The organism is Neobacillus niacini NBRC 15566 (assembly GCF_001591505.1).
GTDB classification, from domain to species: domain Bacteria; phylum Bacillota; class Bacilli; order Bacillales; family Cytobacillaceae; genus Neobacillus; species Neobacillus niacini.
Map to the genome: position 1 here is coordinate 151,454 of NZ_BCVA01000005.1, position 15,909 is coordinate 167,362.

The 15,909-nt window shown below is 39.1% G+C and carries 13 protein-coding genes and 1 tRNA gene; 13 read left to right on the forward strand and 1 reads right to left on the reverse strand.

Annotation, left to right across the window (positions count from 1 at the left end; translation table 11 throughout):
• The first annotated feature begins 66 nt into the window (after positions 1-66).
• The 11 genes from BANA01_RS06850 to yihA all read left to right on the forward strand — a co-directional run bounded on the left by BANA01_RS06850 (position 67) and on the right by yihA (position 12,812).
• On the forward strand, positions 67-1,113 hold the full coding sequence (locus BANA01_RS06850; protein ID WP_034675672.1) for a GerMN domain-containing protein: 1,047 nt from the start codon (positions 67-69) through the stop codon (positions 1,111-1,113).
• Between the two features lie 113 nt (positions 1,114-1,226).
• Entirely contained in the window at positions 1,227-1,979 is a 753-nt protein-coding gene (gene rph, locus BANA01_RS06855; RefSeq protein WP_034675669.1) for a ribonuclease PH, read from the forward strand.
• Between the two features lie 12 nt (positions 1,980-1,991).
• The gene (locus BANA01_RS06860; RefSeq protein WP_034675656.1) at positions 1,992-2,597 is read left to right on the forward strand and encodes an XTP/dITP diphosphatase; all 606 of its coding nucleotides are present in this window, start codon (positions 1,992-1,994) and stop codon (positions 2,595-2,597) included.
• Positions 2,598-2,599: 2 nt separating this feature from the next.
• Positions 2,600-3,118: a metallophosphoesterase gene (locus BANA01_RS06865; protein WP_034675653.1), complete on the forward strand. Its 519-nt coding sequence runs from the start codon at positions 2,600-2,602 to the stop codon at positions 3,116-3,118.
• Between the two features lie 111 nt (positions 3,119-3,229).
• Positions 3,230-3,306 (forward strand) — tRNA-Arg (locus BANA01_RS06870).
• A 318-nt stretch (positions 3,307-3,624) separates the two neighbouring features.
• Positions 3,625-4,650: a tetratricopeptide repeat protein gene (locus BANA01_RS06875; RefSeq protein ID WP_034675652.1), complete on the forward strand. Its 1,026-nt coding sequence runs from the start codon at positions 3,625-3,627 to the stop codon at positions 4,648-4,650.
• Positions 4,651-4,799: 149 nt separating this feature from the next.
• Entirely contained in the window at positions 4,800-6,077 is a 1,278-nt protein-coding gene (gene tig, locus BANA01_RS06880) for a trigger factor (protein ID WP_034675649.1), read from the forward strand.
• 532 nt (positions 6,078-6,609) lie between these two features.
• Positions 6,610-7,872: an ATP-dependent protease ATP-binding subunit ClpX gene (gene clpX / locus BANA01_RS06885; protein ID WP_034675647.1), complete on the forward strand. Its 1,263-nt coding sequence runs from the start codon at positions 6,610-6,612 to the stop codon at positions 7,870-7,872.
• A gap of 161 nt (positions 7,873-8,033) precedes the next feature.
• Complete coding sequence (gene lonB / locus BANA01_RS06890; protein WP_034675645.1) at positions 8,034-9,701, forward strand: ATP-dependent protease LonB; 1,668 nt, start codon at positions 8,034-8,036, stop codon at positions 9,699-9,701.
• A gap of 205 nt (positions 9,702-9,906) precedes the next feature.
• Positions 9,907-12,234: an endopeptidase La gene (gene lon, locus BANA01_RS06895; RefSeq protein ID WP_034675643.1), complete on the forward strand. Its 2,328-nt coding sequence runs from the start codon at positions 9,907-9,909 to the stop codon at positions 12,232-12,234.
• Positions 12,231-12,812 (forward strand): ribosome biogenesis GTP-binding protein YihA/YsxC, encoded by a 582-nt coding sequence (gene yihA / locus BANA01_RS06900; protein ID WP_034675641.1) that lies wholly within the window; start codon positions 12,231-12,233, stop codon positions 12,810-12,812. Before lon ends, yihA begins: the two co-directional genes overlap by 4 nt.
• A gap of 147 nt (positions 12,813-12,959) precedes the next feature.
• Here the strand turns inward: yihA and BANA01_RS06905 are convergent, their stop codons facing one another.
• On the reverse strand, positions 12,960-13,448 hold the full coding sequence (locus tag BANA01_RS06905) for a LiaF transmembrane domain-containing protein (protein ID WP_034675639.1): 489 nt from the start codon (positions 13,446-13,448) through the stop codon (positions 12,960-12,962).
• 267 nt (positions 13,449-13,715) lie between these two features.
• On the opposite strand from BANA01_RS06905, the gene hemA reads away from it, so the two are divergent.
• Together hemA and BANA01_RS06915 are read left to right on the forward strand one after the other, a co-directional pair.
• A complete protein-coding gene (hemA, locus tag BANA01_RS06910) occupies positions 13,716-15,056 on the forward strand; it encodes a glutamyl-tRNA reductase (RefSeq protein WP_034675634.1) in 1,341 nt (446 codons plus the stop codon).
• Between the two features lie 12 nt (positions 15,057-15,068).
• Positions 15,069-15,902 carry a cytochrome C assembly family protein gene (locus BANA01_RS06915; protein WP_034675632.1) on the forward strand — a complete coding sequence of 278 codons (834 nt, stop codon included), beginning with the start codon at positions 15,069-15,071 and terminating at the stop codon, positions 15,900-15,902.
• Positions 15,903-15,909: the final 7 nt, after the last annotated feature.

Here is a 15,909-nt window from a genome sequence, read left to right on the forward strand (position 1 = left end):
GGCGGTCTAATTAGTTTCATAGGCTCGTATACATGATAGTACAAACTGTCTTAGGAGGGAAAAAATATGTCCAAAAATAAAGTAAAACCACTTGTTACAGCCGTTTTTGCTTCAACACTACTTTTATCGGGGTGCGGTTTGTTCGGAAGTGAAGAGCAGAAGAGAGTGGATCCGCCAAAGCAGGTTACTGTAAAAGATACTAACCCGACTAAGGAAACCACCGGCAAGAGTGAAGAAGTCGAAGGAACAGTAAAAACAGAGTTATACTTAATTAATAAAGATGGGTTAGTGGTGCCGCAAACACTAACACTGCCAAAGACAACTTCAGTAGCAAAGCAAGCTTTAGAATACTTAGTTGCAAACGGCCCAGTTACCGATATGCTGCCAAATGATTTCCGTGCAGTGCTGCCAGAAGAAACTCAAATTTCCGTTAACATTAAAGACGGTGTAGCAGTGGTGGACTTCTCGAAGGAGTTTAAGAACTACCAGCCTGAAGATGAAAGAAAAATCCTAGAAGCGGTAACCTGGACACTCACTCAATTTGATACAGTAAATAAGGTAAAGCTTCAGATGAACGGACATGATTTAACTGAAATGCCTGTAAACGGTACACCAATCAGTGAGAACCTATCCCGAGCTACCGGTATCAATCATGATACAGCCGGTGTTACCGATATTACAAACACAAAGCCAGTGACCGTTTACTACATCGGCGGTGAAGAAGGTGCTTATTATTATGTACCTGTTACCAAACGGGTTAGCACTAGTGAAAAGAATAATGTCGTCGCAGTTGTGAATGAGCTGGTAAAAGGACCAAATGTAAAATCTAATTTGGCTTCAGAGTTTATGCCTGACGTAGAACTTCTAGAGGCTCCGAAAATTGAAAATGGAAAGGTCACATTAAATTTTAATGAATCCATCTATGGAAGCTTTGAAGAAAAAATTGTTTCTGAACATTTATTAAACGCCCTGGTACTTTCATTAACGGAACAAAAGGGAATTGAAAGTGTTGCCGTTACAGTAGATGGCAAGGCGGAATTGGTCAACGATAAGGGTGAAAAATTATCTGAGCCAGTCACTCGTCCAGAAAAAGTCAATACAGGTAGTTTCTAAAAATGTATTTTTGATATACTATATAGTGACAATCAAGAGGTTGCCTTTAGGCTTCCTCTTCTTTATTTGATTTTTTTATGATGAGGATTCTCATCATTAAGGAGGAAATGCTAGTGCGTGTTGATGGTAGAGAAAGACTACAATTAAGACCAATACATATTGAAACAGGCTATTTAATGCACCCTGAAGGATCTGTCCTTATTTCAGTGGGGAATACAAAAGTAATTTGTACCGCGAGTATCGAGGAGAGAGTACCTCCTTTTATGAGAGGTGAAGGCAAAGGATGGATAACAGCAGAATATTCGATGCTGCCACGGGCAACGGAAACAAGAAACATTCGTGAATCTTCAAAGGGTAAGGTTACCGGAAGAACGATGGAGATTCAGCGTTTAATTGGACGAGCATTAAGAGCTGTTGTCGACTTATCTTCACTAGGAGAAAGAACCGTATGGATTGACTGTGATGTCATTCAAGCGGATGGCGGAACCAGAACTGCTTCCATTACAGGAGCCTTTGTTGCGATGGCGATTGCCCTTCATCGACTTGGTGAAAAAAAGGGGACAAAGTTTCCTATTACAGATTATTTGGCTGCTACCAGTGTTGGTATTTTAAAAAATAATGAAACAGTTCTAGATTTAAATTATGCTGAAGATTCTAAAGCACTTGTTGATATGAATATCGTGATGACGGGAACTGGTGAATTCGTTGAATTACAGGGAACTGGCGAAGAATCAACTTTCTCTTATCAACAGCTACAGGACCTTTTAGGTGCGGCTCAGGAGGGGCTTATGGAGTTGTTTGAACATCAAAAAAATGCGTTAGGAGAAGAAATTACAACAAAAATTGAAGCAAGACGAAAGAAATAAGGAGATACGGAGATGAAAGAAGTTATCATTGCAACCAAAAATCCTGGTAAGGCAAGGGAATTTGAACATATTTTTGCACCGAGAGGGATGGCCGTCCGGACGCTGCTTGATTACCCTGAAATTAAAGATGTAGAAGAGACCGGTACAACGTTTGAGGAAAATGCCGCTTTAAAAGCGGAAGCAGTTGCACAGCAGTTGAATAAGATGGTGATTGGTGATGATTCTGGTTTAATTGTAGACGCGCTAGAGGGAAGGCCAGGAATTTATTCCGCACGGTATGCCGGTGAATCTAAAAATGATCAGAAGAATCTAGAAAAGGTACTGGAGGAACTGAAAGGTGTGCCTGAAGAAAATCGTACCGCTCGATTTTATTGTGCCCTTGCGGTTGCTTTGCCTGGTAAAGCAACCATCACCGTAGCTGGGACGTGTGAAGGACGTATTCTCGAACAACCAAAGGGTAACAATGGGTTTGGGTATGATCCAGTTTTTTATGTGCCTGAGAAAGGCCGAGCGATGGCAGAACTATCTTCAGAAGAAAAGAATAAAATAAGTCATCGAGCCAATGCTTTGAAAAAGCTTGAAGGTATGTTAGATTCTATTGTGGAAAGTGCGGAATAATCATGAGCAAAGTTTTAGTTGTTAGTGATAGTCATGGTTTAACGAATGAGCTCGAAATTTTAAGAGAGCGGCACATGAATGAAGTTGATTTGATGATTCATTGCGGTGATTCTGAAATGATGCCGGACGATAAAGTGATGAATGGTTATTTGACGGTGAAGGGAAATTGCGACTTTGGCGGCTATCCACTGGAAACCACAACGGAAATTGCTGGACGTAAGTTCTTTGTAACTCATGGTCACAGGTATTCAGTAAAGACGTCGTTAATGAACTTACAATATAAGGCAGCAGAGATGGGGGCAGATATTGTCTGTTTCGGACACTCCCATGTACTGGGGGCCGAAATTATTGGGAATACATTGTTCTTGAACCCTGGCAGCATACGAATGCCAAGGGCACGCAATGAAAAAACCTACGTGATTCTAGAGTTAGTAGATGAAAAAATAAAGTTTTTTGTCTATGATAGCAGTGGACGTGAACTCAAAGATTTAGCCTGTGAATTTGAATTGCCAAAAAGGTGAGGGAAGAGTTTTTCTTCCCCCCGATTTTATTTTTTAAAAAAGTTTTAAAAGAGTGTTGACTTTTATCTATATCCTTTATATAATAAATCTTGTCGTTGAAAGTACTATAATGTCCCAGTAGCTCAGCCGGATAGAGCATACGCCTTCTAAGCGTACGGTCGGGAGTTCGAATCTCTCCTGGGACGCCATTTAACTACATACCAATAGATATTACTCACCTTAGAAGGTGAGTTTTTTTGTTTTTATAGGATTTCTACGACATCCAGAGTGAATTGTACCGATAAATTGGAGGCAGCAGAATTACGGTAACAATCGGAGCTCAATTGTGCTGATAAATTGGAACCAACAAAATTACGGTAACAATCCGAAGTAATTGTGCCGATAAATCGGAACTAACAAAATTACGGTAACAAACCAACATCTCCATTGATAAGGTAAGTTTTTTTGATTTTCTTAAAATTCATGCTACACTATTTTCCATAAAGTAGCAGAGGACGGTACCAAGTATGAATAAACGGGAACGAGCGAAACGGAAAGATAATATTATATTCCTTCCCGGACTCGAAAAAAGATTGACGGATAAGGGCCTTGAGAGCCTTCATAACAAAAGATACCAAGAGGCCATTACCCTGCTTGAGGAAGCGAGGGACCATGACTCAGAAAATAGTGACATATTAATAGGTCTCGTCCTGGCTTACTTTGAAGCAGGAGCCTATACAAAGGCGCGAGAACTGGCTAATGAGATGTTGTTAAAAGGCATCGGTGATTATTTTCATATGGTAGATCTGTATCTAACCATCTTAATTCAACTCCATGAATATCAAGAAATCGTCTCAACGATTGAAGCTCTATTTGATGAAAAAGAGATTCCGCCAGACAGACATGACCATTTCCTTACCATCCTGCAATTTAGTAAACGGATGGCTGACAATAGTCAGCAGGAACCAATTGAAGAAGTAAAAGTAGAGACTCCTTTCAAAGAACTTAAACTATCTTCACTAAATAATATAAATGAGCAATTGCTAGTAATTTCAAGTTTGGCAGAAAAGAATATCCGTCCCTATATGGATGAAATCAAAGAATATCTCGACTCAGAGTCGGGCCACCCTTTCTTAAAAACTATGCTCCTGACCCTATTAAAAGAGCAGGAATACGATAAGAGAATAGTGGTGAAAAAGTTTAATGAGGGTGTAAGTATTGTGCCGACAGAACTGCCAGACATCAAAACGCAGCAGAGGTTGAAGGAAATAGAAAAAATCTTAGAAGAAAAATTAGAAAATAGTGACCCTGTTTTATTTGAAAATATTAAAGGGATGGTAGAAAGAACGTTCTTCATCACTTATCCTTTTGATTTAGATCCTGAAGAGGTATCAGCATGGGCTGCTGCTTTTCACCTGCTGGTTCTTAATTATCTTGGTGGAGATCCAAATGTCGAGGAGATTTCAGATGACTACGAGATTTCTACTAAAAAAATAGAACAGGCACTCACAAAAATCAGAGAATTAGAAGAAATTTCTTATCCCAATATATAGGTAACTCTGTTGAAAGTAAAAAATCCTGTGTTATAATGTAAGGGTTGCATTGTGTAAAAACTATCTTTTACATAAAAAAAGAGGGTAATTCATTATCCTGACAAATTCGTTACGAATGAAATGATAATAGATTGTTGGAGGGAAATAGTATGTCAGTAAAATGGGAAAAGCAAGAAGGAAACACTGGTGTCCTTACTGTTGAAGTAAGTGCTGAAAAAGTAAATGAAGGCTTAACTGCAGCTTTTAATAAAGTTGTTAAGACAGTAAATGTACCTGGTTTCCGTAAAGGAAAAATGCCACGTCAAATGTTCGAAAAGCGTTTTGGCGTAGAATCTCTTTATCAAGATGCGTTAGATATTCTTCTTCCAGAAGCATACGGAAATGCAATTGACGAAGCTGGAATTGAACCAATCGATCGTCCTGATATCGACATCGAGCAAATGGAAAAAGGTAAAGAACTTATCTTCAAAGCGACTGTACAAGTTAAGCCTGAAGTAACATTAGGCGAGTACAAAGGATTAGAAGTAGAAGAGTTCGATACTACTGTAACGGATGAAGATGTAGCTAAAGAATTAGAAACTCTTCAAAACCGTCAAGCTGAGCTTGTTGTAAAAGAAGAAGGTACTGCTGAACTTGGCGATACTGTTGTTCTTGATTTTGAAGGTTTCGTTGATGGTGAAGCATTTGAAGGCGGAAAAGCTGAAAATCATTCACTTGAATTAGGTTCTGGTTCATTCATCCCAGGATTTGAAGAGCAGTTAGTAGGAGTAGCTACTGGCGAATCTAAAGACGTTGAAGTGTCTTTCCCTGAAGAATACCATGCAGCTGAACTTGCTGGTAAGCCAGCGGTATTTAAAGTAACTGTTCATGAAATCAAAGGAAAAGAACTACCTGCATTAGATGATGAGTTTGCGAAAGATGTTGATGACGAAGTTGAAACATTAGACGCTTTAAAAGAAAAAATCAAAACTCGTTTAGAAGACAACAAGAAGCACGAAGCTGAGCACCACCTACGTGATTCTTTAGTTGAAAAAGCTGCTGAAAATGCACAAGTTGAAATTCCAGAAGTAATGGTAACAAACGAAGTAAACCGTATGCTTCAAGAATTCGAACAACGCCTGCAAATGCAAGGTATGAACCTTGAGCTTTACTTCCAATTCTCAGGTCAAGATGAAAATGCTTTACGTGAGCAAATGAAAGAAGAAGCTGTAAACCGTGTTCGCGTTGCTTTAACACTTGAAGCAATTGTTAAAGCTGAAAACATTGAAGTAACTGACGAAGATGTTAATGCTGAACTTGAAAAAATGGCTGGCATGTACAACATGACTGTTGATAACATTAAAGCAGCACTTGGCGGCGTTGATGGGATCAAGGGTGACCTTCAAAAGCAAAAAGCGGTTGAATTCTTAATCGAAAATAAAAAATAATAACGAAATGTTAAAACATGGCACGATTTTATCGTGCCTGTTTTTATACATTTTTTCAATTACATATTATAATAAGTACAGGGAAACCTTTTTAATATCCAGCTACAGCGCCTAGGAGCTCGGGGTCATAAGCCAATCCGTCAAAAAGGTTAAAAAGCAACCTTTCTGCCGGCTCGTCTTATGCCTGTCGCTCCTGGTCAAGGCGCTTCCGCTTTTCTTTTAACAAGCAAGGTTTCTATAGCAGGAAAAAGACAATTACATAGCGAATTAAGTAAAACCGGCCTTATCAAAGATTTAATTTGATGAAAAGTGGTTATGCTTAATGAGTACATAGGAATCATTTAAAGGTGCTCCAAACAAAAATCCGACGCAAGAAAAACATAATGGAAGAAGACTTTTTATTACCAGTCCGCTGGGTCCATGTGATACAATGCAATACATACCACTGAATCGTATCGAAAAAGAAACGGATTTTTGTTTGTGTTACGCAACTTTAAATAGTGTTATAACACGTTTTCAAGGGGTGAAAGAATTGTTTAAATTTAATGATGAAAAAGGCCAATTAAAGTGTTCCTTCTGTGGAAAGACACAAGACCAAGTACGTAAATTGGTTGCCGGACCAGGTGTATATATATGTGACGAGTGTATCGAACTTTGCACAGAAATCGTTGAAGAAGAGCTTGGAACAGAAGAGGAAGTAGAATTCAAAGACGTTCCAAAGCCGAGAGAAATCTGTGAAATTCTTGATGAGTACGTCATTGGTCAAGATCAAGCTAAAAAATCGCTGTCAGTTGCAGTTTACAATCATTACAAGCGCATCAATTCTAACAGTAAGATTGATGACGTTGAACTTTCTAAGAGCAACATCGCTATGATTGGGCCAACTGGAAGTGGAAAAACGTTATTAGCTCAAACATTAGCGAGAATTCTAAATGTTCCATTTGCGATCGCTGATGCAACGTCTTTAACTGAAGCAGGTTATGTTGGGGAAGACGTAGAAAATATTCTTTTAAAATTGATTCAGGCTGCTGATTACGATGTGGAAAAAGCTGAGAAGGGTATTATTTATATCGATGAAATTGATAAAATTGCCCGTAAATCAGAAAATCCTTCGATCACAAGAGATGTATCTGGTGAAGGTGTACAGCAAGCATTATTAAAAATTCTAGAAGGTACGGTTGCGAGCGTTCCACCTCAAGGCGGACGTAAACACCCACATCAAGAATTCATTCAAATCGATACAACGAATATTCTATTTATTTGCGGTGGTGCGTTTGATGGCATTGAACCAATCATTAAGCGCCGCTTAGGTCAAAAGGTTATTGGATTTGGTTCTGATGTTAAGCAGCAACAGGAAATTACACAGAAAGAACTTCTTTCTAAAGTATTGCCTGAGGACTTACTCCGCTTCGGATTAATTCCTGAATTTATCGGTCGTCTACCTGTTATAGCGAGTCTTGAGCAGTTAGATGAGGCAGCATTAATTGAAATTCTTACGAAGCCAAAAAATGCTTTAGTAAAGCAATATCAAAAAATGCTGGAAATCGACGAAGTAGAATTGGAATTCGAAGAAGGCGCACTTAGTGAAATTGCGAAGAAAGCGATTGAACGTAAAACTGGTGCACGTGGATTACGTTCTATTATTGAAGGAATCATGCTCGATGTCATGTTTGATCTTCCTTCTCGTGATGATATTCAGAAGTGTATCATTACGAAAGAAACGGTCATCGACAATAGTGTTCCGAAACTTGTTTTAGAAGATGGAACCGTTGTAGCAGAAGAAAAATCTGCCTAATATTTGCTATCCTAAAGAACCCAGTTAATCACTGGGTTCTTTTTTCTGCGGATTATTCATACCAACAAAAACAGTTTCTTACAATTTGTGGTTTATTCCCTCTATATGCAGGAAATACTTATAGATAACTACTTAAGTTTACTGTAGCAGGAGGGAAAATTATGAGTTGGACGGGGATTGCCTTATTTATACAGCTATTTTTTGGAATTATTATCGGGCTGTATTTTTGGAATTTGCTAAGAAACCAACGGACACAAAAGGTTTCCATTGATCGGGAATCCCGTAAGGAAATGGAACAGCTTCGAAAGATGAGATCCATATCATTAACCGAACCATTAGCGGAAAAAGTACGCCCAACAAGCTTTCAAGATATTGTTGGACAAGAAGATGGAATAAAGTCATTAAAAGCAGCATTATGCGGACCAAATCCTCAACATGTCATTATTTATGGACCGCCAGGGGTTGGGAAAACAGCTGCTGCTCGATTAGTTTTGGAAGAAGCCAAAAAAAACCAAAAATCTCCATTTAAACAAAACTCTGTATTCATTGAATTAGACGCAACAACTGCCCGATTTGATGAAAGAGGCATTGCAGATCCACTAATTGGATCTGTTCATGATCCAATTTATCAAGGTGCGGGAGCAATGGGACAAGCGGGAATACCACAGCCTAAGCAAGGTGCGGTTACCAATGCTCATGGCGGTGTATTATTTATTGATGAAATCGGCGAGCTGCATCCGATTCAAATGAATAAACTTTTAAAGGTTCTTGAGGACCGTAAAGTTTTTCTTGAGAGTGCCTACTACCATGAAGAAAACACACAAATTCCGACGCATATTCATGATATTTTTAAAAATGGACTGCCGGCAGATTTTCGCTTAATTGGTGCCACAACTAGAACTCCGAGTGAAATACCGCCTGCCATTCGTTCGCGCTGTATGGAAGTTTTTTTCAGAGACTTAACGCAAGAAGAAATCATTCAAGTAGGGCAAAAAGCAGCTGAAAAAGTGAAATTAGACATTAGTGAAGCTGGATTAGATATTTTATCTACATATGCGAGAAATGGGCGCGAAGCCGTTAACATGATTCAAATTTCTGCAGGGCTTGCCATAACCGATGACCGCAAGTTTATAAAAGACGAAGATTTAGAATGGGTTGCACACTCTAGTCAACTGTCACCAAGAATGGAAAGAAAGATTAATGATGACTCCCGGGTTGGTCTTGTAAATGGACTAGCGGTGTATGGTCCGAATACGGGGGCACTGCTAGAAATTGAAGTAACTGTTATCCCTGCCGAGGATAAGGGAACCATTAACATTACAGGAATTGTCGATGAAGAGAGTATTGGCGGACAAGGAAAATCCATTCGCAGAAAAAGTATGGCACGGGGTTCAATTGAAAATGTGATTACCGTCCTTCGGTCAATGGGTGTCCCAGCTGGTGATTTCGATATTCATGTTAATTTCCCTGGCGGGGTTCCGATTGATGGTCCGTCCGCAGGAATTGCAATGGCAACGGGAATTTATTCAGCCATTTACAAAGTACCAATTGATAACAAGGTGGCCATGACGGGAGAAATCAGCATTCATGGAAATGTGAAGCCAATTGGCGGTGTATATCCTAAGGTAAAGGCTGCACAAAAAGCAGGTGCTACAACGGTTATCATCCCTGAAGAAAATATGCAATCGATATTAAATGAGATCAAGGGAATCCGGATTGTTCCGGTTACCCATTTGAGTGAAGTTTTTGACATCGCTCTCGTCAATAAACTTGCCCAAGATCTAGTCATTCCTGCATCTATCGAGCTATCTAAAAAAGAATCCATTTAACGAAAACACTTCGGTTGTTTGACCGAAGTGTTTTTTATGAAAGAAATCGTGCTAGTTGGGGAAAATTAAAATATATATTGACAAGCAGATAGTGTGCCTTTCGTATTATTAGACACATATTTGCAAATGAGATAGAATTGTACAAAGACGATTTCTGCTTTTAACAGCTAGAAATAATGATTCATGCATGTGGAGGTGCAATTTAATGGCGAAAGAGAGAGAATTGATCGTCCCCCTCCTGCCGCTTCGAGGGTTGCTTGTATATCCGACAATGGTCCTGCATTTAGATGTTGGCCGCGAAAGATCGGTTGAAGCCCTTGAAAAAGCGATGGTAGATGACCATTTAATTTTTTTAACGACACAAAAGGATATTGCGATAGACGATCCATCAGAAGATGATTTATACCAGATTGGTACATTAACGAAGGTTAAACAAATGCTTAAGCTTCCGAATGGAACCATTAGAGTATTGGTAGAGGGACTAAATAGAGCAAAGATACAATCATTTCATGATGAGGACGAATATTATTCTGTCAGTATTGTGACATATGAAGAATCTACAACAAAGGATGTAGAGGATCAGGCATTAATGAGAACAATGCTTGAGTATTTCGAGCAATACATAAAGTTATCTAAAAAAATCTCTGCGGAAACCTATGCTTCTGTTGTTGATATTGAGGAACCAGGACGAATGGCAGATATTATTGCTTCTCATTTGCCAATCAAACTGAAGGAAAAACAAGAAATTCTTGAGACACTGGATATCAAACAACGAATGAATACGGTTATTTCTACGATTCAAAATGAAAAAGAAGTGCTAAATCTTGAGAAGAAGATTGGCCAGCGTGTTAAGCGTTCTATGGAAAGAACACAAAAGGAATATTACCTTCGTGAACAAATGAAGGCCATCCAAAAGGAATTAGGCGATAAAGAAGGCAAAACTGGTGAAATTGCAGATTTAACTGAGAAAATTAAGAACGCAGGTATGCCTGATCATGTCCAGCAAACCGCATTAAAAGAACTTGACCGCTATGAAAAAGTGCCATCAAGCTCAGCAGAAAGTGCGGTTATTCGTAACTATATTGAATGGCTGATTACAATTCCATGGTCAAAGAAAACAAATGATGACATTGATATTCTTCGTGCGGAAAAGACTTTAAATCAGGATCATTTTGGACTTGAAAAAGTAAAAGAGCGTGTCTTAGAGTTTTTATCCGTTCAAAAACTAACCAATTCCTTAAAAGGCCCTATTTTATGTCTTGCTGGACCTCCAGGGGTAGGTAAAACAAGCTTAGCACGTTCCATTGCTAATTCATTAAATCGGAACTTTGTCCGTATTTCACTTGGCGGTGTACGTGACGAATCTGAAATTCGCGGTCATCGCAGAACCTATGTTGGTGCAATGCCAGGACGTATTATCCAAGGAATGAAAAAGGCAGGAACAATTAATCCAGTGTTCTTACTAGATGAAATTGATAAAATGTCCAGTGACTTCCGTGGTGATCCTTCTTCTGCGATGTTAGAGGTATTAGATCCGGAACAAAACCATAATTTTAGTGATCATTATATCGAAGAGACTTATGACCTATCAAAAGTCATGTTCATTGCGACTGCCAATAACTTGTCAACCATTCCAGGTCCACTTTTAGATAGAATGGAAATTATTACGATTGCCGGTTATACAGAAATTGAAAAAGTTCATATCACTAGAGACCATCTTCTGCCGAAACAGATTAAAGAAAATGGTCTTACAAAAGGGATCCTCCAGGTACGTGATGACGCGATTCTTAAGGTTGTTCGCTATTATACCCGTGAAGCAGGAGTGCGGAGTCTCGAACGACAAATGGCAACCATCTGCCGTAAGACAGCAAAAATCGTTGTTTCAGGTGAGAAAAAGAGAGTCGTCGTTACGGAAAAGAACGTAGAAGAGTTCCTAGGCAAGCCAAGATTCCGCTACGGGCAAGCTGAAACAGAGGATCAAGTCGGAGTTGCGACTGGTCTAGCTTACACCACTGTTGGCGGGGATACATTACAAATTGAAGTTTCTCTATCGCCTGGTAAAGGAAGACTCGTGTTAACTGGAAAACTAGGAGACGTTATGAAAGAATCAGCGCAGGCTGCCTTTAGCTATATTCGTTCTAAAGCAGGTGAACTGGGAATAGAAGAGAACTTTCATGAAAAATATGATGTTCACATCCATGTTCCAGAAGGCGCTGTTCCAAAAGATGGTCCGTCTGCAGGTATTACAATGGCCACTGCTCTTGTTTCCGCACTCACCGGCAGAGCCATTCGCCGTGAAGTAGGAATGACAGGGGAGATTACACTAAGAGGCCGTGTACTTCCGATTGGCGGATTAAAAGAAAAAACTTTGAGTGCTCATCGAGCAGGATTAACAAAAGTCATTCTCCCTAAGGATAATGAAATGGATATTGAAGATATTCCAGAAAGTGTAAGAAATGAAATAGAGTTTGTGCTTGTTTCACATGTCGATGAAGTTCTTCGGCATGCACTAGTAGAAGGTGGATTGCAATGAAAGTAGTTAGTTCCGATATCGTCATCAGTGCCGTAAGGCCAGAGCAGTACCCAGAAACAGATTTGCCTGAGTTTGCATTAGCAGGCCGTTCGAATGTTGGTAAGTCATCTTTTATCAATAAAATGCTAAACCGAAAAGGACTCGCGAGAATTTCGTCAAAGCCCGGGAAAACACAAACGTTGAACTTTTATTTAATAAATGAAATCCTTCACTTTGTCGATGTACCGGGTTATGGATACGCAAAAGTATCGAAGTCTGAGCGTGCTGCATGGGGAAGAATGATTGAAACGTATTTTACCTCCCGTGAGCAATTAAGAGCGGCAGTTTTGATTGTTGACCTGCGCCATCCGCCTACACAGGATGATATCATGATGTATGATTTCTTAAAGCATTATGGTATTCCGTGTGTCATTATCGCGACAAAGGCGGATAAAATCCCAAGAGGGAAATGGCAAAAATATTTAAAAGTAACGAAAGAAACGCTCGATTTGGAAGAAAATGATCAAATCGTTCTTTTCTCGTCCGAAACGGGTGAAGGAAAAGATAAAGCGTGGTCGATTTTACAGAGTTATATGTGAGCTCTTTTCCTTAAGAAAAGAGCCTGCAAACTTAATTTCGAGCACAAAATAGTTTTTTTCGCGTTAAAATCGGCCTTAGGATTTTAACACCTATCATTAGTAGAACAGTCTATATGTAAGAAAAACGTCAGGCAATTTGCCTGACGTTTATTTTTTTCTCTTAAAAAGTAAGAAGAGGCCGATCAGAATGATAATTGCAGGCCAGAACTTCCAAACAATACTTAGCCCATTCTGAAGAAATCCAAGATATTCTGCAACTTTATCGTAAAATAATAGCAGTAATGCCAATACTAAAAAGAGAAACGCCTGAAACAGTCCATTGTTTGTTTTTTGAAAACGTAGAAAGTAGCCGATGGATATAAACAATACAAGCATGCCAATGGTGTTGTTTGGCCAGATTAAAATCTTGCCGGCTAAATGGTAGTGCAGACCAAATCCTGCGATGATGACTCCTGGTAAAATGGATTCATGATCGTTTGCAGAATATCCCTGTCCTAGAAAAGCGAGCCCAATAATAATAAGGAGTGTCGGCCACGAATACAATGTCTGTAGAACGGTAAATCCAGATTGCTGCAGGAATAGAAAGGCTCCAAAGCCTACGAGTATAATTCCAGGGAAAATGCGCTGATTCTTCATTTTAACACCACTTCCAGAAAGGTTTACTTGAATCTAGTCTATTTTTTTGGTACTGTACATAAGGATGATATATTTATTTACTACTTACTTTTTTACTATATTAGGCTAGCTTCGGCGCCTAGAGGCGCTTCCGATTTATATAGTACCATATTCTTTCGTATTCTGTTCACATTTACCGGGTAAAAGTTGAAAAAGCCCGTGTTATAATCAGACTAGTTAATAATGTACTAGTAGTTTTGTATTACTTATTGGGGGTGTTCTTAAAAAATGCATATTGTAGTGATCGGTCTAAACTATAAAACTGCCCCTGTGGAAATCCGTGAGCGGTTGACATTCAATGAAGCCGAGCTTGGGGATGCAATAAAAAAATTAAATACGAAAAAAAGCATCCTAGAAAATATCATTGTATCTACATGTAATCGTACAGAGATTTATGCGGTTGTCGATCAGCTGCACACTGGACGCTATTATATTAAAGAGTTTTTATCTGAATGGTTCGGAATTGAACAATCTGAGTTTTCACCTTTTCTATTTGTTTACGAGGAAGACGGTGCGATGGAGCATTTATTCCAGGTGGCATGCGGGCTTCACTCAATGGTTTTAGGGGAAACGCAAATACTAGGGCAGGTTCGTACCAGCTTTATACTAGCTCAAGAACTGGGAACAACAGGCACAGTTTTTAACCAACTATTTAAGCAGGCCATTACCCTTGCGAAGCGTGGACATGCTGAAACAGAAATTGGCGCCAATGCGGTTTCGGTCAGCTATGCTGCTGTTGAACTAGCGAAGAAAATCTTCGGTTCACTTGAGAATAAGCATGTTCTTATTTTTGGTGCGGGTAAAATGGGTGAGCTGGCCGCGCAAAATCTGCATGGCAATGGTGTAAGAAAGGTTACGGTAATCAATCGTACATTTGAAAAGGCTGAAGTTCTTGCTAACCGATTCGCCGGTGAGGCTAAAACAGTTAATGAACTCCAAAGTTCTTTGGTTGACGCAGATATTTTGATTAGCTCTACTGGAGCAAAGGATTTTGTTATTACAAAGTCAATGATGGAAAAAGTGGAGAAAAAGCGTAAGGGCAAGCCATTATTTATGGTTGATATCGCTGTTCCTCGCGACTTGGATCCAAAAATTGCGGAGCTTGAAAGTGTATTCTTATATGATATCGATGATTTAGAAGGAATTGTAGAGGCGAACCTTCAGGAGCGGAAGAAAGCAGCTCAAGTGATCATGTTGATGATTGAAAAGGAAATTGTTGAGTTCAAACAATGGCTCGGATTGTTAGGGGTGGTTCCGGTTATCTCGGCTTTAAGGGATAAGGCTCTTGCTATTCAAACCGAAACCATGGTCAGCATTGAACGCAAGCTGCCTCATTTATCGGACAGAGATAGAAAGGTTTTAAATAAACATACAAAGAGTATTATCAACCAGCTATTAAAAGACCCTATCTTACAAGCAAAAGAATTGGCTGCTCGTCCAGACGCTGATCAGGCATTGGATTTATTCATGAAAATATTTAATATTGAAGAGCTTGTAGAAAAACAAACGAAAGCAGCCGAAACGAATAATGCAGTGGTTAAAGTACCGCAGGCTTCCTTTCAGTCATAAGAGGTACTGAATATGTTTGACTTCCATATGACGCGGCTGCACGAATTGACAGTTGTCCTATATGCCTTCAGTGTGTTGTTATATTTTTTCGACTTTCTACATCATAACCGGAGGGCAAACCGTATCGCCTTCTGGTTACTTGCGTTTGTATGGGTATTACAAACAGTCTTTCTTACTTCTTATATGATTAAAACAGGACGATTTCCAGTCTTAACAATCTTTGAAGGTTTATATTTTTATGCTTGGATTTTGATAACGCTATCGCTTGGAATCAACCGTCTTCTAAAGGTCGATTTCATCGTATTTTTTACCAATATTCTTGGTTTTATTGTCATGGCTATTCACACGTTTGCTCCGATTACATATGATTCCCATGTCATCGGCAATCAGCTAATGTCTGAGCTCTTGCTTATACATATTACAATGGCGATTCTATCTTATGGAGCCTTCTCTTTATCTTTTGTTCTTTCTCTTCTCTATCTGATTCAATATGATTTATTGAAAAGGAAAAAATGGGGGACTAGACTATTGAGAATTGCAGATTTAAGTAAGCTGGAACGATCCTCTTACATATTAGTTGTAATTGCGGTTCCAATGCTGTTATTAAGTCTCATCTTAGGTTTACAATGGGCCTTCTTAAAGGTTCCTGGAATGCCGTGGTACGATATGAAAATTATTGGATCATTTATTCTATTAACCGGATACAGTATCTATTTGTACCTGCGTATCGTAAAAAATATGTCAGGCAGACAACTAGCTCTTTGGAATGTCGGTTCTTTTTTAATTGTATTAATCAACTTTTTCTTATTTGGTCAATTATCATCATTTCATTTTTGGTATTCATAACATAGGA